Annotated in this window: 20 protein-coding genes; 14 read left to right on the top strand and 6 right to left on the bottom strand. The window is 40.7% G+C overall.

Annotated elements, in window-relative coordinates; genetic code table 11:
- The first annotated feature begins 54 nt into the window (after nucleotides 1-54).
- The gene (locus ACZ5XR_RS02555; RefSeq protein ID WP_464500144.1) at nucleotides 55-963 is read left to right on the top strand and encodes a phosphotransferase; all 909 of its coding nucleotides are present in this window, start codon (nucleotides 55-57) and stop codon (nucleotides 961-963) included.
- On the opposite strand, the gene ACZ5XR_RS02560 is transcribed toward ACZ5XR_RS02555, so the two are convergent.
- A complete protein-coding gene (locus ACZ5XR_RS02560; protein WP_464500145.1) occupies nucleotides 960-1,106 on the bottom strand; it encodes a hypothetical protein in 147 nt (48 codons plus the stop codon). The genes ACZ5XR_RS02555 and ACZ5XR_RS02560 overlap by 4 nt on opposite strands.
- A 169-nt stretch (nucleotides 1,107-1,275) precedes the next feature.
- On the opposite strand from ACZ5XR_RS02560, the gene safA reads away from it, so the two are divergent.
- From safA to ACZ5XR_RS02595, 7 genes are all read left to right on the top strand, one after another.
- Nucleotides 1,276-1,890, top strand: coding sequence for a SafA/ExsA family spore coat assembly protein (gene safA / locus ACZ5XR_RS02565; protein ID WP_464500146.1), 615 nt, complete (start codon nucleotides 1,276-1,278; stop codon nucleotides 1,888-1,890).
- 139 nt (nucleotides 1,891-2,029) lie between these two features.
- Nucleotides 2,030-2,377 (top strand): lmo0954 family membrane protein, encoded by a 348-nt coding sequence (locus ACZ5XR_RS02570; RefSeq protein ID WP_464500147.1) that lies wholly within the window; start codon nucleotides 2,030-2,032, stop codon nucleotides 2,375-2,377.
- A gap of 215 nt (nucleotides 2,378-2,592) precedes the next feature.
- The gene (locus ACZ5XR_RS02575; protein WP_464500148.1) at nucleotides 2,593-3,240 is read left to right on the top strand and encodes a PspA/IM30 family protein; all 648 of its coding nucleotides are present in this window, start codon (nucleotides 2,593-2,595) and stop codon (nucleotides 3,238-3,240) included.
- 78 nt (nucleotides 3,241-3,318) lie between these two features.
- On the top strand, nucleotides 3,319-4,053 hold the full coding sequence (gene liaF / locus ACZ5XR_RS02580) for a cell wall-active antibiotics response protein LiaF (protein WP_464500149.1): 735 nt from the start codon (nucleotides 3,319-3,321) through the stop codon (nucleotides 4,051-4,053).
- Nucleotides 4,050-5,099 (top strand): sensor histidine kinase, encoded by a 1,050-nt coding sequence (locus ACZ5XR_RS02585; RefSeq protein ID WP_464500150.1) that lies wholly within the window; start codon nucleotides 4,050-4,052, stop codon nucleotides 5,097-5,099. Before liaF ends, ACZ5XR_RS02585 begins: the two co-directional genes overlap by 4 nt.
- Nucleotides 5,092-5,724 (top strand): response regulator, encoded by a 633-nt coding sequence (locus ACZ5XR_RS02590; protein WP_464500151.1) that lies wholly within the window; start codon nucleotides 5,092-5,094, stop codon nucleotides 5,722-5,724. The genes ACZ5XR_RS02585 and ACZ5XR_RS02590 overlap by 8 nt, the downstream gene beginning before the upstream one ends.
- Before the next feature lie 112 nt (nucleotides 5,725-5,836).
- Nucleotides 5,837-7,162, top strand: coding sequence for an oligosaccharide flippase family protein (locus tag ACZ5XR_RS02595; protein ID WP_464500152.1), 1,326 nt, complete (start codon nucleotides 5,837-5,839; stop codon nucleotides 7,160-7,162).
- A 73-nt stretch (nucleotides 7,163-7,235) separates the two neighbouring features.
- Here ACZ5XR_RS02595 and ACZ5XR_RS02600 read toward each other — a convergent pair whose 3' ends face one another.
- The 3 genes from ACZ5XR_RS02600 to ACZ5XR_RS02610 form a co-directional block, all read right to left on the bottom strand.
- A complete protein-coding gene (locus tag ACZ5XR_RS02600) occupies nucleotides 7,236-7,844 on the bottom strand; it encodes a Bax inhibitor-1/YccA family protein (RefSeq protein WP_464502201.1) in 609 nt (202 codons plus the stop codon).
- A 75-nt stretch (nucleotides 7,845-7,919) separates the two neighbouring features.
- On the bottom strand, nucleotides 7,920-8,309 hold the full coding sequence (mscL, locus tag ACZ5XR_RS02605) for a large-conductance mechanosensitive channel protein MscL (RefSeq protein ID WP_464500153.1): 390 nt from the start codon (nucleotides 8,307-8,309) through the stop codon (nucleotides 7,920-7,922).
- A gap of 92 nt (nucleotides 8,310-8,401) precedes the next feature.
- Nucleotides 8,402-9,895 carry a response regulator transcription factor gene (locus tag ACZ5XR_RS02610; RefSeq protein ID WP_464500154.1) on the bottom strand — a complete coding sequence of 498 codons (1,494 nt, stop codon included), beginning with the start codon at nucleotides 9,893-9,895 and terminating at the stop codon, nucleotides 8,402-8,404.
- A gap of 196 nt (nucleotides 9,896-10,091) precedes the next feature.
- Between ACZ5XR_RS02610 and ACZ5XR_RS02615 the strand changes: the two genes are divergently transcribed.
- Genes ACZ5XR_RS02615 through ACZ5XR_RS02625 form a run of 3 tightly spaced genes read left to right on the top strand, consistent with a single transcriptional unit; the run spans nucleotide 10,092 to nucleotide 12,261 of the window.
- The gene (locus ACZ5XR_RS02615; protein WP_464500155.1) at nucleotides 10,092-10,664 is read left to right on the top strand and encodes a DUF6230 family protein; all 573 of its coding nucleotides are present in this window, start codon (nucleotides 10,092-10,094) and stop codon (nucleotides 10,662-10,664) included.
- 12 nt (nucleotides 10,665-10,676) lie between these two features.
- Entirely contained in the window at nucleotides 10,677-11,066 is a 390-nt protein-coding gene (locus ACZ5XR_RS02620) for a DUF6114 domain-containing protein (RefSeq protein ID WP_464500156.1), read from the top strand.
- Nucleotides 11,067-11,070: 4 nt separating this feature from the next.
- Entirely contained in the window at nucleotides 11,071-12,261 is a 1,191-nt protein-coding gene (locus ACZ5XR_RS02625) for a hypothetical protein (RefSeq protein ID WP_464500157.1), read from the top strand.
- A gap of 35 nt (nucleotides 12,262-12,296) precedes the next feature.
- On the opposite strand, the gene ACZ5XR_RS02630 is transcribed toward ACZ5XR_RS02625, so the two are convergent.
- Both ACZ5XR_RS02630 and ACZ5XR_RS02635 read right to left on the bottom strand, forming a co-directional pair.
- Nucleotides 12,297-13,529, bottom strand: a complete 1,233-nt coding sequence (locus ACZ5XR_RS02630) for an aminopeptidase (protein WP_464500158.1) — start codon at nucleotides 13,527-13,529, stop codon at nucleotides 12,297-12,299.
- A gap of 339 nt (nucleotides 13,530-13,868) precedes the next feature.
- Nucleotides 13,869-15,131, bottom strand: coding sequence for an MDR family MFS transporter (locus ACZ5XR_RS02635; RefSeq protein ID WP_464500159.1), 1,263 nt, complete (start codon nucleotides 15,129-15,131; stop codon nucleotides 13,869-13,871).
- 584 nt (nucleotides 15,132-15,715) lie between these two features.
- On the opposite strand from ACZ5XR_RS02635, the gene ACZ5XR_RS02640 reads away from it, so the two are divergent.
- The 3 genes from ACZ5XR_RS02640 to hutH all read left to right on the top strand — a co-directional run bounded on the left by ACZ5XR_RS02640 (nucleotide 15,716) and on the right by hutH (nucleotide 20,547).
- Nucleotides 15,716-15,916, top strand: a complete 201-nt coding sequence (locus ACZ5XR_RS02640) for a hypothetical protein (protein ID WP_464500160.1) — start codon at nucleotides 15,716-15,718, stop codon at nucleotides 15,914-15,916.
- 145 nt (nucleotides 15,917-16,061) lie between these two features.
- On the top strand, nucleotides 16,062-18,251 hold the full coding sequence (locus ACZ5XR_RS02645; RefSeq protein ID WP_464500161.1) for a DNA topoisomerase III: 2,190 nt from the start codon (nucleotides 16,062-16,064) through the stop codon (nucleotides 18,249-18,251).
- A 784-nt stretch (nucleotides 18,252-19,035) separates the two neighbouring features.
- On the top strand, nucleotides 19,036-20,547 hold the full coding sequence (gene hutH, locus ACZ5XR_RS02650) for a histidine ammonia-lyase (RefSeq protein WP_464500162.1): 1,512 nt from the start codon (nucleotides 19,036-19,038) through the stop codon (nucleotides 20,545-20,547).
- The last annotated feature ends 27 nt before the right edge of the window (nucleotides 20,548-20,574 follow it).

A 20,574-nucleotide genomic window follows, 5' to 3' on the forward strand; every position in this document is an offset into this window, starting at 1 on the left:
GAAAAACAAAAAACCCTGCACAAGTCAGGGCCTTCAAATGAGGAGGATCGATCAATGACTAAACCTTGGGAGCCGGAGTACAATTTAACTTCCGAAGAAGCTGAGGCTCTGATTCTTTCACAATTTCCAGAGCTTGCTCCAATTCAAATCACATTATTGGGTCAAGGTTTTGATAACACTGTTTTTGAGGTGAATCAAACTTATGTTTTTCGCTTTCCAAGGCGAGCGATTGCGGTCGAGCTTTTAAAGACAGAAAATCTTTTATTGCCCAAATTGGCTCCTGCCTTAAATCTCCCGATACCCGTCCCTCATTTTTTTGGCCGCCAGAGTAAGGAATATCCCTGGCCCTTTACCGGGTACCAATTTGTTTCCGGAAATCCACCAGGGAGGTTAACGGATAAAGAGCGAATCGGATCTGCTCTTTCAATCGCACTTTTTTTACAAAAGCTTCATCAATTCCCGGTCGAACAGGCAGAAAGTTTTGGAGTGCCATTTGATCAACTCAACCGCTTAAATATTGAAAGCAGGATGGCAAAACTTGAGGAAAATGTAAAACTTGCAATAGCTGATGGCTTAATTTTAAATGATGAAAAAATCTTGAATTATCTCGCCAAGCTGAAACATATAGAGGGAAAAGATCAGCCAGTCTTGGTTCACGGTGATCTTCACTTTAAAAATATTCTAGTCGATGCAAAAGGAAAAGTGTCCGGCATTATTGACTGGGGTGATACGCATATTGGCAATAGAGCCGTAGATCTTTCATTTGTCTATAGTTTTATGCCAGCCGAAGGCCGCAGCCAATTTTTTAAAGAATATGGAGAAGTGGATGAAAGGACAAGGTATTTAGCGAGATTCAAAGCCGTTTTTACCTCTGTACTCTTATTAAGATATGCTCATGATCAAAAGGAAAAGGAATTTATCGAAGCAGCGAAACAAAGCTTAAATCTGGCCTTATCCGACTAATCTTCATCGTCTGATGGATTAGGGTCCACTCGGGTAGCGTCTTCTGAATTCAGGCCATTTTTAAGGAAATAAACCCATGTACCTGCAAAAATCCCAAGGCAACAAATAAAACCGATTACGGTGATCCACCATAAAGCTGCCATGTTCAATCCCCCCTTTAATGTGAATATATGCATAGGGGGGAATAATTTTTCCATTTGTAAAATGGAATTAATCCTTTTTATTTCCTCCAAAATTTCTTCCGCTTATTTTTCAACTCCTTGTATATTTTGAGCCTCAAATCAAAAGTATATATTCGGAGGAGGCGAAAAAATGAAAAAACCATTTTGGTTTAGTTTACTGTTCCTGCTGTCCCTTTTTTGCATTCCAAATGTGTCATTTGCTCAGCAAATTTATACCGTTCAGCCTGGGGACTCATTATGGAAAATTGCCGTCAAGTATCAGGTTGGGATATCTGAAATCATTTCGGCCAACCCACAATTTAAAAACCCTAACTTGATTTATCCGGGTGAAAAGGTAAACATCCCTAATTTCGATGCGATCAAAACCATCGAAAATCAAGTGATTCAATTAACGAATCAGCAAAGGGCCAAGTATGGTCTGAAAGCTTTTACGCCGGATTGGGAGCTCTCAAGAGTGGCTCGATATAAAGCGAATGATATGAGAGATAAAAATTACTTTTCTCATACAAGCCCAACATATGGGGATCCTTTTACGATGATGAAGAGTTTCGGCATTACGTACCGTGCGGCAGCTGAGAATATTGCAGCCGGCCAAACAACACCACAAGAAGTAGTCAATGCCTGGATGAATAGTCCGGGACATCGGGCTAATATTTTAAGCACAAGTACTACCTACATCGGCATTGGATATGCGAAAGGCGGATCGCAGCGTTATTACTGGGTACAGCAATTTATCTCTAAATAATCAAAAAGGGTCAGCTCCTTCACAGGGGCTGACCCTTTATACGTCTTGAGACCGATAATAAAATCAAGCTCAAGCGCAATTATGAGAATCGGGGAAAAAAGGTAAGATGAAATCAAGATAACGAAAGGAGGAAAACAAAATGAAAAAATTTGGTTTACTTTTAGCAGGCGGGATTGCCGCGATCATCCTGCTGTCAACGATCGGTCCAATGGTGGGGTTATGTGTCAGCCTCGTGCTCCTATACTTCATTTTTAAACAATTTTTAAAAGCAGAAAGAATAGGAGGGAAAATTGGGCTTGGCGTCATTGGTTTTATCGTCCTAATGGCTTCCATCCACAATGCGCCGGCCATCATTGGATTTGTTGCTGCCTATGTGCTTTACCTCGTATATAAAAAATGGAACCAGAACAAATACACACGGGTAAAAAAAGAAAACGATCCATTTGCCAATTTCGAAAAGCAATGGAATGATTTGAAAAAATATTAATTAAAGACTGTGTTAAAGGTGAATGTTGATTTTTTTACAACTGTTGATTGGAGCGTAGGGCGGTCGACTCCTGCGGGATGAAGAGGTCACCGGAGACCCCGCAGGCACCTATAGCGCCGAGGAGGCTCCCGGACCTCCCCGCGGAAAGCGAGGCCACTTCGCTACAATCAACCGGCAAGTTTAACAAATTCATTAAATCAAAGGAGAGAACGAACATGTCAAACTTATTAACAAGAATTAAAAATACAATCATGGCGGATTTACACGAGGCGATGGATCAAAAAGAAAAACAAAACCCAATCGCCCTGCTTAACCAATACCTTCGTGAAAGTGAGCAGGAAACGGAAAAGGTTAGAAAACTATTGGAACGTCAATATCTGCTTAAAGAAGAATTTATGAAAGAACAATCCCATGCTGGGGAATTTGCGGCAAAAAGAAAGCATCAGGCAGAAGTTGCTCAACAGGCAGGGGAAACGGAACTCTATCAATTTGCACAAGCGGAAGCACAGCAATATGCAGAGCGTTCCGAGCGTTTGAGCAGCTCTCTTGAACAAATCAGCGGCCAGCTTGTGGCATTGGAGCGTAAATATCAGGAAATGAAACACAAATTAAAGGATATGAATATCCGCCGAATGGAATTAATGGGCCGTGAAAATGTCACCCGCGCCAACAATAAAATCAATCAAGTGCTTGAAGCAGATACGTATTCTAACAAAGCATTCTCACGATTTGGCGAGATTGAGAATTATCTGGACCGTTTAGAGCAGCGCGTGAACCATTCCTTTATTCGCAGCACGATTGATGAGCGCATTGCCCGATTAGAAAAAGAACGAAAAGTGGATGAAAGTAAGTCCATTTTATAACCAAAACATGGTATTCTAAAAGGCGTAGGGATTCTGCGCCTTTTGGCCATACATAATAAAAAAGGGAGGGGGAGGCCGATGTTTAAAAATAGTAAAAATGATTATATCGGTTGGCTGGTTATTATCGGTGTTCTCGTGCTGGCCATGGATATATTATTTTTCAATAGAGGGCTGATCTTCTCTCTTTTTGTTTCAGTTGGCATGATTTACTTAGGCAGAAGAAGGGCCGGAAGAAAACGTGGAAAAATCCTCTTTTACGGTGGCATTGCCTTTTTAGCCATTAGTATTTTAAATATGATGATCTTCAAATTTTTAATGTTAGCCATTTTACTGCACTTTTTTATTCAATACATCACCTCGAAAAAAAATCCGAGAAAAATGACGATGGGATTTGTCCAGCCAGCACAGGTCCATCAAGAAGAAACGATCGTCAAGAGCAAGCCGCTCTTTGAAAATATCTTTTTCGGCCAGCAAAAAACGCCTGTGAGTGTATACGAATGGAATGATATTAATATCCAAACAGGTATTGGGGATTGCATTATTGACCTTAGCTACACGATGCTTCCGAAAGGAGAAACCGTTATTTTCATTCGAAACATCATTGGCAATATTCAAATTCTCGTTCCATATGATATTGATGTAAGTATCCAACATTCCTGTGTGACAGGTTCGACGACCGTTTTTGACCATCATGAACCAAAAATTTTCAATCAAGTATTTTATTTAAAAACACCCGGGTATGATCTGGCTGAACAAAAGGTAAAAATCTTTACTTCGCTTGTAGTGGGGAATTTAGAGGTGAGCCGCATATGAGTACAGCTCAGCGCCAAATTATCTGGAATGTCGGCTTTTCCTTTTTGATTGCGATGATGATGACGATTATTTTTATCATTGTTTTTCCGCTTCATACTTGGTCCGAGCTATGGGATCGTCACTTTATGGATATACCCATTGCTGTTTTTATTCCTGCCTTCAGCATCGCCATCGGGATTTTATTAGGTGCTTTTTCTGGGCATTTCTGGAGAAAGCAGCTTCAAATTGTCGATCATTCTTTGCATCAATTGGAGGAGGGCAGACAGGCTGAGCTTAAAGTAAAACCATCCATTACTGAAGTGCAAACCCTTGCCAAGCGAATAGAGAAAATTGGTAAACAGATGTCTGAGCAAGTAAAGCTTTCACAACGGCTTGCAACGGAAAAGGTTGAAGACCAGGAAGCAAGAATACAAGAAATCATCGAGCAGGAACGAAACCGCCTGGCCCGTGAATTACATGATTCCGTCAGCCAGCAACTGTTCGCCGCCTCGATGATGATGTCGGCCATCAATGAAACGAAGCAACTTTCAGCGGATGCCGGTGAGGCAAAGCAATTGAAAATGGTGGAGGAAATGATTCATCAGTCGCAGTTGGAAATGCGTGCGCTCCTGCTTCATTTGCGGCCGGTCGCCTTAAAGAACAAAACGCTGCAAGAAGGAATTGAAGAGCTGTTAATTGAATTATCACAAAAGGTGACAATGGATATTAAATGGAAGGTGGAGGCATTTCCGCTTGATAAAGGAGTGGAAGACCATCTTTTTCGAATTCTCCAGGAATCTGTTTCCAATACGCTCAGACATTCAAAAGCCAGCAAGCTTGAAGTTTTGCTCATAAAGCGTGACGACCTGGTGATTATGAGAATTGTTGATGACGGCATCGGTTTTGAGGCAGCCGAAACGAAGGCAGGCTCCTACGGGATGCAAAATATGCATGAACGTGCCCTTGAGGTGGGAGGCACCTTAAAGGTCATTAGTATGAAAAATAAAGGAACGCGTCTTGAAGTAAAGGTTCCGGTATTGATGAATGGGGATGGTGCAAATGATTAGAGTCGTCTTCGTGGATGACCATGAAATGGTCAGAATTGGTGTATCCGCCTACCTATCAGCACAGCCTGATATTGAAGTAGTGGGTGAAGCGGACGATGGGAAAAGAGGGGTTGAGCTGGCGCTTGAGCTTCGCCCTGATATTATTTTAATGGACCTGGTGATGAAAGAAATGGACGGGATTGAAGCTACGAAACGAATCATTGAAAAATGGCCGGAAGCCAAGATCATTATCGTCACAAGCTTTTTAGATGATGAAAAGGTTTATCCTGCCCTTGAAGCGGGGGCAACCAGCTATATGCTAAAAACCTCGAAGGCCGGTGAGATCGCCAATGCCGTCCGCGCTACCTACCATGGACAGTCTGTCCTGGAACCTGAAGTGACCGGCAAAATGATGGTCAAAATGCGCCAGAAGAATCACCATCTGCCCCATGAAGAGCTGACGAGCCGCGAACTGGAAATCCTGCTTCTAATGGCAGAGGGAAAAGCAAATCAAGAGATTGCCGATGAGTTGTTTATTGCTCTAAAAACCGTCAAAACCCATGTAAGCAATATCTTAAGCAAGCTTGGTGTTCAGGACCGCACCCAAGCAGTAATCTATGCATTCAAACATTCATTAATTAAGTAAAAAAGGGCTGAAAAGTCCTTTTTTAGTTTTTCGAAGGAAATTCCCCTACTATTCAGAGGACTTGTCTCATAGGTTAGTACAAGTAAGATTTGTATGAAGGGGAATCAAAAAAATGGCTATTTACTACAAGGGAATCTTCTTTTTAGCGGCTTCTGCCTTTTTGGGGGAAGGGATTGAAATTCTGGTGAATATGATTTTGGCCAGAGAGCTTGGAAAGCATGGGTTAGGCTTGTATATGTCCATTCTGCCATCCATCTTTTTGGTCGTCCTGCTATCGAGTTTTGAACTGCATGTTTCCATCTCAAAGTTAATTGCTGAAAAAGAGGAGCGGTTCCATCGAAACATCCTTTACCATGCCTTGACGATTACGGTGTTTTTTGCAAGTATCCTTTTTCTTATCGCAACCGTTACGATGCCATTTATATCGGTTTTTGATTCCTATCATCCCTACATAAGATGGCTGGTCATTATTTTAATCCCGGTTATCTCCTTTACCTCCGTTGCCAGAGGGTATTTTATGGGGAAACATCATATGGGGAAGATTGCGGTATCCAATTTTTTGCGAAAGATGATTCAGCTGTTTGGACTATATGCCCTGTTTCGCTTCTTTGCATTTAACAATTCCTCATCTTTGTTAATTGCGATCGCCACATTAATCGGCAGTGAAGTTGTCGTGTTTCTCTATTTATTCTATTTGTTCATCGTGCAATTCCAGCAGGTGAAGCGCTACCCGTTTTCAAATTTAAATCGGAAAACCGTCCGCAAAAGTTTAATGTCCGTTTCGATTCCAACTACAGGAATGCGTTTGTTTGCCGCCTTAACGGGCGCTATCCAGCCCTTTCTAATTAAAGAAGCATTGATTCGTTCAGGATTAACCAGCATTTTGGCAACGGAGCAATTTGGCATGCTGATGGGAGTTGCGGTTTCAATTGGTTTTTTTCCCGCCTTTATTGCCCATTCCTTAATGATTGTTCTCATCCCTGCTGTTTCAAAAACGTATGCGGAAAAAGATATTACCAGCTTACAAAAAATGCTGCAGCAGGTGATGATCATTACCTTTTTTTACGGAACAGCTGCCGTTGCGATTTTCTATTTCTTTGCACCAAAACTTACCTCCCTATTCTATAAATCATCAGAGGCAGCGGTTTTCTTACAATTGTTATGGCCATATTTCTTCTTTCACTATTTCGTGATGCCCATGCAGGCCTTCTTAATCGGACTTGATTTGATTAAAGAAACCTTCATCCATATTATTTGGTCGGTGGTCGTTTCCTTTTCGATTATTCTCTGGCTTGGGTCAAGGCATGAATGGGGAATGGACGGGGTAATTATCGGATTGAATACGGGGGCTGTATTGTTATCGCTCATGCATTATGCTGCCATTTGCAAGAAAATAGGAGTAACCGTATTCTTAAAAAGGCAATTAGAGAAAACGTAAAAAAACTGCCCAAAACAAAGGGTCAGACCCCGCTAAGTATTGAGCTAGGGGGTCTGACCCTTTTGGAACAGTTTTAGTCATTTTTAAAATTAATCCCAAAAATACGAAGAATGCTTAGGAATAGGTTAATAAAATCCAAGTACAGGCTAAGTGCAACCAATGGAACATCCTCAGGGCGAACGCCGTAATGCTTCATCCGGCTAAAATCAAATAAAATGTAGCCGCTGAAAACCAGTACGCCGATATACGAGTAAGCAAGCATTGCAGCGCTAGAGAGCGGCCAGAAAATATTAAAGATGGAAATGGCTACTAATGCAAGGAGGGCTGCAAACAAAAACCCGCCTATAAAGGAAAAGTTTCGTTTTGATTTTGTCGCATAAACGGCAATTCCAGTAAACACAACGGTCGTGGTGGCAAACGACATTAATACTAAATTTGGACCAATCGTAGTCATATAATGAGCTATGATCGGATACAAGGTAACTCCTGAAATAAAGGTAAAAATATAAAGAAACGAATAAGAGATTGCTTTCCTTCTCCTAAAGAAAAAGGCAGCGATAATCATGACGAATTCTAAAATGGACAACGGTAAAAATAATCCTGCCGGTACAAATACACCAGCACATGTGCCAAGAAAGGCAATCGCGAGAGAAGCAGCAAACGTACGTAAAACGGATGGCATAAATCTACTTGATGTTTGTGTATACAATTTTTTTCACCTCAAAATTATGTCTTATTAAGATATACGAAAATATGGTCAAGATGTTTCATTTTTTCTGAAAAAATCTTTTTCTTCTTTTAATAGGTCCCTGATTTCCGCTAAAAGCTCTTCTGTCCTGTCCACTTTCACTTCCAGTTTGGCTGTTTCTTCCTTCTTTTTAAACCGATTGATCAATTTGATGAAAAGGAAAATCGAAAAAGAAATAATAAAGAAATCGACCACCGATTGGAGAAACAGGCCATATTGGAAATGGCGAAAATGAAGTTTGGATAAATTGATGCCACCCAGTAGTAATCCTACTAATGGCATTATAACATCTTGGACAAGAGATGTAACAATTTTACCAAATGCCCCCCCAATAATCACCCCGACAGCGAGGTCAATGACATTTCCCTTTATCGCAAACTGCTTAAATTCGTTCCACATGAATTTCTTTACCTCCAAAACTCTTCTTAAATGAATATTGTACATTTAATTCTCTTCTTTTTGCAATTGCTAACCGGTCGCTACCGCTTATCTCACGAAATCAGCTTCATTTTGATCGCTTTAACCGCGGCGTCTGTTCGGTTTTTAGCTGCTAATTTCTGTATGATGGCCGAGACGTAATCCCTGACCGTATAGCTGCTCAGATGAAGTTCTTGTGCCGCTTCATTGATGGAAGCACCCTCCGCGATCAGCTTTAATACTTCTTTTTCCCGAAATGTTAACACACAATTCGTGCTTCCATATTGCAAGAGTGCATCGTCCCAAATCGAATAAAGCAAATCTCCCGCATAATGGCCAAATTTAATTAAGGTGGTCATGGTTTGCGTCGAAATATCAAATTGAGAATCCTCCCCTTTGTCTAATAAAGCAATTCCTAATAATTTGTTTTCCGTTGGGACTAAAATCGGCAGGACAACCAATGATTTCAGGTGAAGCTCCTGCACATACTTCTCCGGCAGTACATCCTTAGCGTTCGAAAAATAAAGGGGCTGGGAAGGTTTCAAAGAGTGTAAATACTTTGTCATGAACGGAAGCTTAAAGATGACTTCCCTTATTTGCTGGACGGAAGAATGGTCTACATTATATCCGGAAACGCCCATTCCCTTTTCCTCGTAGTGATTGTAAAGAAAAAGGGTGCAACGTTGAAATGGCATATAATCGATTAGTCCTTTTGTAATGGCTTGAACGGCCCCATCAACACCTCGGGAGCTAAGTAGTCGCTGTAAAAATAACAGAGATGCATCCTTCCATTCTAATTTATTTTCAAGATGATGAAGCTTTAACTGACGAAGATACAATCCTCTAATAAAGTCAATTTGTTGTTCCATTCCCTCCAGAGACTGGCCATATACCCCAATGAGGAGAGTTTCATTAATACATGGTATCTGAATGACAGGCGTTTCTTCAGATCTGGAAATTAATAATCTTGAAATAGCATTTGCTAGATGGTTGATTTCAGATGCTTTTAATGTTGCACAAATTTCAAGCAAATGCTTTTCTACCGGATATTCTGCTGAACAAACAACACGGCCGATCGTAAAATCACTTTGCTCCTTTTTTACCACTGCAATCCACTTCATCGGCAGCACATTGGTAGTTAAAATCATATCCAACCATTTTTCTGTGCGGTCAATTGAATCATGTGTTAACAGGGAATGATCAAGGATTCTCGAAAAAAAGGATTGAATGGCCTGATGATCCAGAATGGTAGCAGCAGGATTTTCAGCTAAAAGTTTATGAAATAAATCTTCTATAGAGGAGATCAGAAAGATAGATTCAAATTCATCATGTAAAGAGGAAAAGCGATTCTGCCATTCATTAAGAAGTGAAAGAATTAAAGAATCTATAGAGGGAGATTCCTGTTTTGAAACATGTCGAAGGGCCATCTCAATCAGTGAATCGAATTTTGACACTAACGTAGGATTTAGATGTTGAGATATATGTTTCCATTCTTTTAAAAATCGTTCTTTCATTTCAATAAGGAGGTTAAGCCCTTTCATTAATAGTTGTTCGATTTTTTGTTCCAAACTGACTACACCTCCAAAATCCCAATATTTATACAATTCGTTCGTTTTTGTACAATATGTCCGTAGTAGAGCAACCCGACATTTGCCGGGTTACTAATATTATTACGATATTTTCCGTAATTGTAGTAGAAAAAAATGAAGAGTATCGTCAAAGTAAAGAAATATTTATAAAATTAAAAAAACGGAGGGGATGTTGATGGAAAACGCAATGCATCTTGTAGAGGGTGCAACTAGTAAAAAGGTGTTCTGGTCAGCATTAGCTGCAGGAATGATGGTTCTGGGAATACTGCTCGTTTCATTCGGAATTTCCGGGGTGGCCTATGCCGTTCCCATTGCGGGAGTTGGAGATTTTTATGTTGAATTTGATAAGCTGGTCGGTAACGGCTATACCTTTTATCCGAAGATGGGTGAAACCAGCAGCTCAGACTCAAGCCCCCAAGGTGTAAATATCATGGATAACCTCGTCATTGATAACTTGCAATTATATAAGGATTTCAAAGTAGGCAGCCAATGGATCCGTGTGAAAATTACTGCTTCAAAACCTGTTCAGATAACCGGTCTCGAGCACGATGCCAGTCTCATTCAAGCGGATGCGAAATTTACCAATTTAGTTTTGAAGGAAAATCATAGTGACGATTGGCAGAAGCAATTCAAACAAACCTCTACACAAATTATTTTAGAGCATGCAAAGCTAAAAACCCATTATTTATTTCAAAGAACGATTAATATGAATGGAATGAGATTAACGGTAGAGAGAATCAATAAATAGGGGGGAGTAACAATGGGCTTTAAACGATGGCGGAAGAGCAGGCCGTTTTGGGGTGGCTTGATAACGATTCTGAGCGGGGGCATGATCTTGTGGATACCACTTAATCTATACTTAAACACATTCCTTCCGGGTTCGATTGCTGTTATTGGTTTAATATTTGGCGGAGCGATCATTTTGCTTGGAATTGTAGCCTTATTTTTTCCTCATTCATCTAAAATTCTAGGAATCTTTACTATTTTTCTCTCGATTTTATCAGTCATCGGAGCATTGGGTGGTTTTCTTTTTGGAACACTTTTCGGTATTATCGGTGGGGCATTACTGATGGCATGGCGACTTGTTCCGATAAAAGTAAAGGTGCCGGCCCCAAAAGGTGTGGATCCTTCAGCGCAGCTGGGCGGGTAGTGACATGTTGAATAAAAGAAAAGTATTGTTGAGTTGCTTATGTCTCCCCTTAATTTGGGTCTCGATATTTTCTGGGGGGAGAGCAGCCAAGGCTGAAACGATTGCCGCTGATGGCTTTATCATTAAAGCAGATAAAGTAGTGGGCTCAGGAATGTTTGCCACGATTGTCCGACAGGAAACCTCCACTCATGACAGCAAACCGATGATTCGAATCCAATATAAATCCGCAGTCATTTATGGAATGAGCTTGACGAAGGAGGTTAACAGTCCGAGAGGACCAGTCAGTATTACCTTAAAGGCGAATGGACCGGTGACGGTAAAAGGAATGACGGTTGATACAACCGCTATTTCCTTCCAGGGGGCTTGTCTAAAGGCTGCGGAACTTATACCAGAAATCGAGATGGAACATGTGGTCATGGTGGCTCATTACATGAACACAGAGGAAAGTAATATTCAGCAGCTGAGCCAATATATTATTTCGGGGAATACAGATCACACTCAACGAAATACAATGAGGCTTCTAGAGGATTTAGGCAAGTTTTCAGGAAATGAATTAGAGCAGGAAATAAACAAAATCTCCAGCGGACACTTACCATTATTGTGCGAGAATGGTCCAGTCGATTTAGAAGCACCAACAAATTCATTGAAGGATTCACTCAATCTGGTGAAAAAGCCAGTTGAAAAAATGATAGACCCCGTAATAAAGCCGATTACGGAGCCACTTGACCCAATTTTAAAACCTGTGACGAAACCATTGGCTCCAGTTTTAAAACCTCTCGAACCCATTAAGGAAAAATTGGATCCTATCTTAAAGCCACTTAAGCCAGTCACAGATCAATTAAAACCTACTTTAAAACCGCTTAAGTCAATCGTAAGTGATCCAATAGGAACGGTCGATCAAACCATACAATCGGTATGCGTAAATCTTAACAGGGCTAAAGGGATAATAAACAAAGAGCTCGCATTAAAACTAATTGATGAAGCAATCAAACAGAAGCTAACGCTAACCTCCATATGCCAAGAGGATTCTACCGTAACAACATGGCTTAATAAGTGGAATGATAGCTTATTAAAATCTCTCGGCTTAATAGACTTATTGGGGGCTTTAAAAATAGAAGACCCTCTGGAGCAGCTGTCAATAATGCGAGAAAAAGTGTCAAAGGAGAAGGAGGGAGCCATAATCTTTTCACCATAGAAAAAAGAGCAGGTCGACACCCTGCTCTTTCCTTATTAGAACGCCCAGTTACCTGCTCTAAAAATGGGCTCGCTGTTTCCATCAGCAGTAATACCGTCAATGTCCATTTCGGCAGAACCAATCATGAAATCGACATGGGTAAGACTTTGGTTCAGTCCATTTTCAAGCAGCTCATCCTTAGACATTTTCTTCCCGCCCTCAATACAGAAGGCATAGGCACTTCCGATGGCCAAATGGTTCGAAGCATTTTCATCAAATAGAGTATTAAAGAATAGGATATTGGATTGTGAAATAGGTGACTTGTAAGGAACAAGCGCCACTTCTCCAAGATAATGGGAACCTTCATCTGTATCGACTAATCGCTTTAGAATTTCTTCTCCTTCTTCCGCTTTCACGCCGACAATTTTCCCTTCTTCAAACGTAACGGAAAACTTGTCGATAATATTTCCGCCATAGCTGAGCGGTTTAGTGCTCGCAACAGTACCGTTCACGCCTGTTTTCAATGGAACAGTGAAAACTTCTTCTGTAGGCATGTTAGCCATAAATTCAATGCCGTTTTCATTAACGCTGCCAGCGCCGACCCAAATATGGGTTTTCGGAAGCTCAATCGTTAAATCTGTTCCTGGCGCTTTATAATGAAGTTTTTGGTAGTGCTTTTCGTTTAAATAATGAACCTTTTCATGGAGGGTTTCATCATGCTTTTTCCAAGCTTCGACCGGATTTTCAACATCTGCCCGAGTAGCCATGAAAATGGCTTCCCAAAGCTTTTCCACTTGTTGATCACTTGGGGCATCAGGGAATACTTTCGCAGCCCATGCTGGTGAAGCCGCTGCAACGACCGTCCAGCTTACTTTGTCAGATTGAATCGCTTGACGATGCTTTTCCAAAGCTTTCCCTGCAGCTTTTTGGAAATTGGAAATTCTTTCAGGGTTAACACCTTTTAATAAATCCGGGCTCGATGAAACAACAGACATAAAGGCTGCGCCAATCTCTACAAGCTCCTCTGTTTCCTTTGCACGCCAAGCAGGGTATTCCTGGAACACTTCATCCGGTGCCAAATCATATTTTGTCCGATTCACCACGTCATCGTTCCAATTCACAATGACATTATGTGCACCTGTTTCATAGGCTTTTTTAACAACAAGACGAACAAATTCTGCTGCATCCAAAGTAGCATTTACAACCAATGTTTGCCCCTTTTGAACATTTACCCCGACCTTAACGGTAAGCTCGGCATATTTCTCTAAGTTCTTTTGAAATTCACTCATTTATGTATTCTCCTTTGCCAGAATCTTCATTTTTATTGTAGCCTCTTTGACTGGAAAAAGAAAACGATAACCATGAAAGCGCTTAATTTTTTATCAAAAAAAAACAGTAGGATTAATTCTCTACTGTAATTTGCTGCCGTATACTTTTATATTAAAATAAACACCTGCTGAAAATAATACGATAAATGTAATAATACCTGACAATGAAGTTGGAGACATAAATTGATCCATTCATTCCACCGCCCTTTACTATTAGGAAACGTTTACACGTTAATTGTAATATTAAAAGAGGGGAATGTGAACATTTTAGGACAATTATTCGAAAATATTTTGAACAATCTATTGAACCATTTTTTGTTTTTCAAAAAAGTAAAACATTACCCAATATAAACCGGCACTTAGCAAGGCTAAAAGGGATAAAACCATGAAAGTCCAGTCATACCCAATCCATACCGTTAAAGGAATCGAAAGCGGAGCAATTGTACGGCTGAAGGTAAATCGTAAGCTAGCTGCCGCAAAATACTGCCCTCTCATATGCTCCGGTGCAAGCTTGGAAACAAAGCTTTGCTGAAGGCCTGCGCCCATTAATTCACCGAGGGTATAAATCGCCATCGCCAAAATAAATCCCCAGATCCAATGTGTCTGCTGAAAAACCAATATGGCAATGGCATAAACAATCGAGGAAAGGACAAATACATTCCGCTCCCTATATTTACTCATCCATTTTGTAACAAACACCGTTGTCAAAGAAACAAGCAAACCATTTTCAGCAAGGACGATCCCAAAGGCCTGTGGACCGTTTACAGAGAAAGACCAGCTTCCAAATGAAAAAAGAGATTGACTTTTTACCATATCCTTAATATAAACGGGAATTAATAAGTCCAATTGCATAAATGTTTGCCCAGCAAGCACACCGGCTATGATAAACAACAAAAATGTTTTGTCTTTAATAATTAACGAATAGTCTCGCAGCTGATTTTGCAAAAAGTAATACCATTTGCCGTCCACATCGATCAAATTCTTTCTTTGAGGGACGGTTTCCCTCGTCCATTTCGCTAAAATCAACCCGAGCATGATGCAGACAATCCCGGCAATCAGTAATAGCTGAAAACGGTATTGTACATAAAAAATAGCTCCGATAATGGGGCCGATGACAACTGCAATATTAATGGAGGTATAAAAAATAGCAAATACATTGCTGCGGTGTTTTTCCTCTACAACATCCGCCACCATCGCCTGGCTGGCCGGCCAATAAAAGGAACCAAATACACCGGCAATCGCGAAAGAGATAAAACCAATCCATGGCGACTGAAACCATGGTGAACTCGCAAAACCAAAGGTAATAAACGAAAGCCCCTGACCAATGGAAGATAGAACCATCATCCGCTTTCGGCCAAATCGGTCAGCACAGTATCCGCCCATCAGATTGGCAATGACTGAAAAAGCTTGTGAAAAGACCAATAAAAACCCTGCTTTATTCTTCCCGAATTCATCTGCAAAATAAATGGTCAAGAACGGAAAGAACATCCAAAAGGTTATGTTCATCATCGCTTCACTAAATAAGCGTACCTTTAAATTCGGATCCCAATCTCTAATCCTCATAAAAAATCCTCGTTTCTCATTTTGTCCTTCACTATCTTACTATTTAATTGGGAAAATTCATATAAAAAAAATTTGGGTCCTGGTGCTCTAAATGCCCGAGGAGAGTGATTTTCTATGGAGGGAGTCATTAAGGAGCGGTCTAAATGCCCGCGGCGTGGAATTTTTCAAGGAAGGGGTAATTAAGAAGCGGTCTAAATGCCAGCGGAGGGGAATTTTTCAAGGAACGGGTAATTAAGAAGCGGTCTAAATGCCAGCTGAGGGGAATTTTTCAAGGAACGGGTAATTAAGAAGCGGTCTAAATGCCAGCGGAGGGGAATTTTTCAAGGAACGGGTAATTAAGAAGCGGTCTAAATGCCCGAGGAGGGGAATTTTCCAAGGAACGGGTAATTAAGAAGCGGTCTAAACCCCCGATGAGAGGAATTTTTTAAGGAAGGGGTAATTAAGAAGCCGTCTTAATGCCCGAGGAGTTTTATATTTCAAGTAAATGGTAAATAAGAACCGGTCTAGATGCCCGTGGAGGAGAAAAAAGAGCATGGACGGTAAAAGCAAAGCGGTTGCATTACCCGTGGAGTAGAAAAAAGAGCATGGACGGTAAAAGCAGAGCGGTTGCATTACCCGTGGAGGAGAAAAAAGAGCATGGACGGTCAAAACAGACCGGTTGCATTGCCTGTGGAGGAGAAAAAAGAGCATGGACGGTAAAAGCAGAGCGGTTGCATTACCCGTGGAGGAGAAAAAAGAACTCGGACGGTAAAAGCAGACCCGATTGCATTGCCCGAACAAAGTGACTTTCCAATGTATTGGTAATTAAGAAGCCCTCTGATTGCCCCAGAAGGAAAATTATGCATTTGAATTTTCGATATAAGAATAACTGAAACCATGAGGGACGTATGCTATATTTATCTAATGGAAACATGAAAGGAAGTATAAAAAATGGCAAAAAATGTTGTAATTGCTGAAAAACCTTCTGTTGCTCGTGATATTGCCCGTGTGCTGAAGTGTAATAAAAAAGGAAATGGGTATCTTGAAGGCGATCAATATATTGTTACATGGGCGCTAGGACACTTAGTCACACTTGCTGACCCGGAAAGCTACGATGTGAAATATAAAACATGGAATTTAGAAGACCTCCCAATGCTGCCTGAGCATTTGAAATTAACGGTCATTAAGCAGACAGGAAAACAATTTAATGCTGTTAAAAGCCAATTGACGAGAAAGGATGTCAGTGAAATCATCGTCGCTACAGACGCTGGGAGAGAGGGGGAATTAGTCGCCCGTTGGATTATTGAAAAAGTAAAAGTCAATAAACCGATCAAACGGCTATGGATCTCATCTGTTACCGATAAAGCGATCAAGGATGGCTTTGCCAACCTGAAGCCTGGCAAGGCCTATGACAATTTGTATGCTTCAGCTGTCGCACGTTCAGAAGCTGACTGGTATATCGGACTTAATGCAACACGCGCATTAACGACCCGATTCAATGCACAGTTGAACTGCGGCCGTGTGCAAACACCAACTGTAGCGATAATAGCTGCCCGTGAAGACGAAATCAAAAATTTCAAAGCTCAAACCTATTATGGAATCGAAGCCCAAACAGCAGATAATTTAAAGCTGACCTGGCAGGATGCAAAAGGGAACAGCCGCAGCTTTGAGAAAGAGAAAATCGATGCGATTGTAAAAAAACTTGGCAAACAAAATGCCATTGTTAAAGAGATTGAGAAAAAGCAGAAGAAGTCTTACTCTCCTGGACTTTATGACTTAACCGAGCTACAGCGTGATGCGAATAAAATTTTTGGTTACTCGGCAAAGGAAACATTAAACATTATGCAAAAGCTGTACGAGCAGCATAAAGTTTTAACATATCCTCGAACGGATTCACGTTTCATCTCTTCCGACATAGTCGGAACGCTTCCAGAACGCTTAAAAGCATGCGCAGTTGGGGAATACCGTTCATTAGCGAATAAGGTTTTAAGCAAACCGATCAAAGCATCCAAAGCATTTGTAGATGACAGCAAAGTGTCCGATCACCATGCCATTATTCCAACAGAAGGCTATGTAAACTTTTCAGCCTTTACAGATAAAGAGCGGAAAATTTATGACTTAGTTATAAAACGATTCTTAGCCGTTTTATTCCCGGCCTTCGAGTATGAGCAATTAACGCTCCGTGCGAAAATCGGTGATGAAAGCTTCGTGGCGAGAGGAAAAACCATTTTAGCGGCTGGTTGGAAGGAAGTATACGAAAACCGGTTTGAGGACGACGAGACAGGAGACGATTTGAAAGAACAGATTCTGCCTCGAATTGAAAAAGGCGATACATTAAACGTGAAACTCATTGCCCAAACATCAGGTCAAACCAATCCACCTGCACGTTTTAATGAGGCGACCTTACTTTCAGCAATGGAAAACCCTGCGAAGTATATGGAAACAAAAAATAAACAGTTGGCAGAAACCTTAAAAGCAACTGGTGGATTAGGGACCGTTGCGACGCGTGCAGACATTATTGATAAGCTATTCAATTCCTTCTTAATCGAAAAGCGCGGCAAAGATATTCATCTTACTTCCAAAGGCCGCCAATTGCTGGATTTAGTTCCAGAAGAGCTAAAATCTCCAACGTTGACGGCAGAGTGGGAACAAAAGCTTGATCAAATCGCTCATGGCAAGCTGAAAAAAGATGTTTTTATTCGGGAAATGAAAAACTACACAAAAGAAATCGTTGCTGAAATTAAAGCAAGTGATAAAAAATACAAGCACGACAATATTTCCACAAAAAGCTGCCCGGACTGTGGAAAACCGATGCTTGAAGTGAACGGCAAAAAAGGCAAAATGCTCGTATGTCAGGACCGTGAATGCGGACATCGTAAAAATGTCTCACGCCTCACAAATGCACGGTGCCCAAATTGTCATAAAAAACTCGAGCTCCGTGGCGAAGGTGAAGGTCAAATCTTCACCTGTAAATGTGGATATCGTGAAAAACTATCTGCTTTCGAAGCCAGAAGGAAGAAAGAATCTGTCGGAAAAGTAGATAAACGAACCGTGCAAAAGTATTTAAAACAGCAAGAAAAAGAAGCAGAGCCCATTAATAATGCTTTTGCAGACGCATTAAAAGGTTTAAAATTCGACTGATTTATAAGAACAGTAAAATACAACGGGTTCATTTTGGGGGCTCATACCTTAATTTGGATAAGGAAATGCCAGAGAATTTAACAGGAAAAAAACATCGTAACGAGTGCTTCTTTGAATAGAGGCACTCTTTTTGTATATGGCTATTTTCGAAATCTTTGTGTTGATTTTGGGTTAGTTATTAAGGACAGTTTAACCGATTTCAAGATAGACATTGTCCTCAAGAGAATTGATTGAGGACAGTTTAACCGATTTCAAGATAGACATTGTCCACAAGAGCGTTGATTAAGGACAGTTTAACCGATTTTAAGATAGATATTGTCCACAAGAGCGTTGATTAAGGACAGTTTAACCGATTTCAAGATAGATCTTGTCCACAAGAGCGTTGATTAAGGACAGCTTTACCGATTTCAAGATAGATCTTGTCCTCAAGAGAGCAAATCGTAAAACCACAGTCTTTTAGTAAAGAACCTTTACTTAAAAGAGGGCAGTGATTTTGATTTTTTCACTAGATTTTCTTGCAATCAGCCTTCTATTTACTATTGTGATAAAGTGTTAGAGTGCTAAAATTTGGAAAAATGCATTGACAATCCTAATTTCCCCCACGTACAATATGTATTATAGGATAATAGAATATTCTGAATGGAATGGTGATTATGAAACATTTAAAAACAGAACGTTATTCAGAAAAACCTATAAATGAGGCTGGAATCCAAATCTAATAGATGATGGAATCCAGCCTCTTTCTTTATTTCTTTATTACACTAAATTAGTAGAGGTGGAAAATATGGTTGTATTAACAGGTCAAAATTTAACATTAAAAGAGATGAAGGAAGTATTATTTCGTGGACAAAAGGTTCAAGCTTCCGAGAAAAGCATGGAAGCAGCGAAAAGGAGCAGGGAAGCGGTAGAAAGAATCGTTTCTGAATCTAAAGTTGTTTACGGAATTACCACCGGGTTTGGAAAATTTAGTGATGTATTGATTGATAAAGATCATGTTGGGGACCTTCAGATTAATTTAATCCGCTCCCATGCTTGCGGGGTAGGGGAACCTTTTCCGAAGGTTGTCGCAAAAGCAATGGTTTTATTACGAGCCAATGCCCTTTTAAAAGGTCATTCAGGAATTAGACCGCTTGTTATAGAAAAGCTGATCCAGCTGGTTAATAAAGATATTATTCCGGTCATACCGCAGCAGGGGTCACTGGGGGCCAGCGGTGATTTGGCTCCGCTTTCTCACTTGGCTTTAGTTCTGGTTGGGGAAGGAGAGGTATTTTATAAGGGAGAACGAATGGATGCATTAGAAGCTCTTCAGCTTGAAGAAATTCTTCCTGTTACCCTTGAAGCAAAAGAAGGTCTTGCTCTAATCAACGGAACACAGGCGATGACAGCAATGGGTGTAGTCGGTTATTTAGAAGCTGAACAGCTTGCCTTTGAAAGTGAGCTTATTTCTTCCATGACAATTGAAGGATTAAATGGAATCATTGATGCATTTGCAGAAGAGGTTCATATTGCCCGCGGATATCAGCAGCAGGTTGATACAGCGGCAAGAATTCGACATTACTTAAGTGACAGTTTACTAACTACTCAGCAAGGGGAGCTGCGAGTGCAGGATGCTTATTCGCTTCGCTGTATTCCACAAGTACACGGTGCAACTTGGCAGGCTCTTGATTATGTTAAAGAAAAATTAGAGATTGAAATGAATGCGGCAACAGACAATCCGCTCATTTTTGATGATGGTGATAAAGTCATTTCCGGCGGAAACTTCCACGGTCAGCCGATTGCTTTTGCCATGGATTTTATGAAAATTGCTGTTGCGGAAATGGCCAATATTTCGGAACGTCGAATTGAAAGATTGATTAATCCGCAGCTAAATGATCTGCCGCCATTCTTAAGTCCGGAACCAGGATTACAATCCGGGGCGATGATCATGCAATATGTGGCTGCCGCGCTTGTTTCTGAAAATAAAACATTGGCCCATCCGGCAAGTGTGGATTCTATTCCATCATCAGCAAACCAAGAGGATCATGTGAGTATGGGAACCATTGGTTCAAGACATGCCCACCAAATTATTCAAAATACAAGAAGAGTTCTTGCGATTGAATTGATTTGTGCGATGCAGGCGGTTGAATACCGTGGAATAGATAAAATGGCCACCCAGACAAGAAAACTTTATGAAAAGGGTCGTGAATCGATTCCTACTATTAACAAAGACCGCATTTTCTCTAAAGATATCGAAAAAGCAGCAGAGGTTTTAAAAACAGTCGACCTATCCAAATTATTGCAGCCCATTGCGAAGTAAAGAAAAAAGGCGTGAATCCTTCACGCC

It is taken from the genome of Neobacillus sp. Fa239 (assembly GCF_055395235.1).

What these genes read in the sequence shown, in the direction of transcription:
- ACZ5XR_RS02645 (WP_464500161.1), top strand. Translation starts at nt 16,062, where the DNA reads ATGGCAAAAAATGTTGTAATTGCTGAAAAACCTTCTGTTGCTCGTGAT.
- ACZ5XR_RS02555 (WP_464500144.1), top strand. Translation starts at nt 55, where the DNA reads ATGACTAAACCTTGGGAGCCGGAGTACAATTTAACTTCCGAAGAAGCT.
- safA (WP_464500146.1), top strand. Translation starts at nt 1,276, where the DNA reads ATGAAAAAACCATTTTGGTTTAGTTTACTGTTCCTGCTGTCCCTTTTT.
- hutH (WP_464500162.1), top strand. Translation starts at nt 19,036, where the DNA reads ATGGTTGTATTAACAGGTCAAAATTTAACATTAAAAGAGATGAAGGAA.
- ACZ5XR_RS02630 (WP_464500158.1), bottom strand. Translation starts at nt 13,529, where the DNA reads ATGAGTGAATTTCAAAAGAACTTAGAGAAATATGCCGAGCTTACCGTT.
- ACZ5XR_RS02585 (WP_464500150.1), top strand. Translation starts at nt 4,050, where the DNA reads ATGAGTACAGCTCAGCGCCAAATTATCTGGAATGTCGGCTTTTCCTTT.
- ACZ5XR_RS02625 (WP_464500157.1), top strand. Translation starts at nt 11,071, where the DNA reads ATGTTGAATAAAAGAAAAGTATTGTTGAGTTGCTTATGTCTCCCCTTA.
- ACZ5XR_RS02590 (WP_464500151.1), top strand. Translation starts at nt 5,092, where the DNA reads ATGATTAGAGTCGTCTTCGTGGATGACCATGAAATGGTCAGAATTGGT.
- ACZ5XR_RS02570 (WP_464500147.1), top strand. Translation starts at nt 2,030, where the DNA reads ATGAAAAAATTTGGTTTACTTTTAGCAGGCGGGATTGCCGCGATCATC.
- ACZ5XR_RS02615 (WP_464500155.1), top strand. Translation starts at nt 10,092, where the DNA reads ATGGAAAACGCAATGCATCTTGTAGAGGGTGCAACTAGTAAAAAGGTG.
- ACZ5XR_RS02595 (WP_464500152.1), top strand. Translation starts at nt 5,837, where the DNA reads ATGGCTATTTACTACAAGGGAATCTTCTTTTTAGCGGCTTCTGCCTTT.
- ACZ5XR_RS02600 (WP_464502201.1), bottom strand. Translation starts at nt 7,844, where the DNA reads ATGCCATCCGTTTTACGTACGTTTGCTGCTTCTCTCGCGATTGCCTTT.
- ACZ5XR_RS02560 (WP_464500145.1), bottom strand. Translation starts at nt 1,106, where the DNA reads ATGGCAGCTTTATGGTGGATCACCGTAATCGGTTTTATTTGTTGCCTT.
- ACZ5XR_RS02575 (WP_464500148.1), top strand. Translation starts at nt 2,593, where the DNA reads ATGTCAAACTTATTAACAAGAATTAAAAATACAATCATGGCGGATTTA.
- ACZ5XR_RS02640 (WP_464500160.1), top strand. Translation starts at nt 15,716, where the DNA reads ATGGACGGTAAAAGCAGAGCGGTTGCATTACCCGTGGAGGAGAAAAAA.
- mscL (WP_464500153.1), bottom strand. Translation starts at nt 8,309, where the DNA reads ATGTGGAACGAATTTAAGCAGTTTGCGATAAAGGGAAATGTCATTGAC.
- ACZ5XR_RS02635 (WP_464500159.1), bottom strand. Translation starts at nt 15,131, where the DNA reads ATGAGGATTAGAGATTGGGATCCGAATTTAAAGGTACGCTTATTTAGT.
- ACZ5XR_RS02620 (WP_464500156.1), top strand. Translation starts at nt 10,677, where the DNA reads ATGGGCTTTAAACGATGGCGGAAGAGCAGGCCGTTTTGGGGTGGCTTG.
- liaF (WP_464500149.1), top strand. Translation starts at nt 3,319, where the DNA reads ATGTTTAAAAATAGTAAAAATGATTATATCGGTTGGCTGGTTATTATC.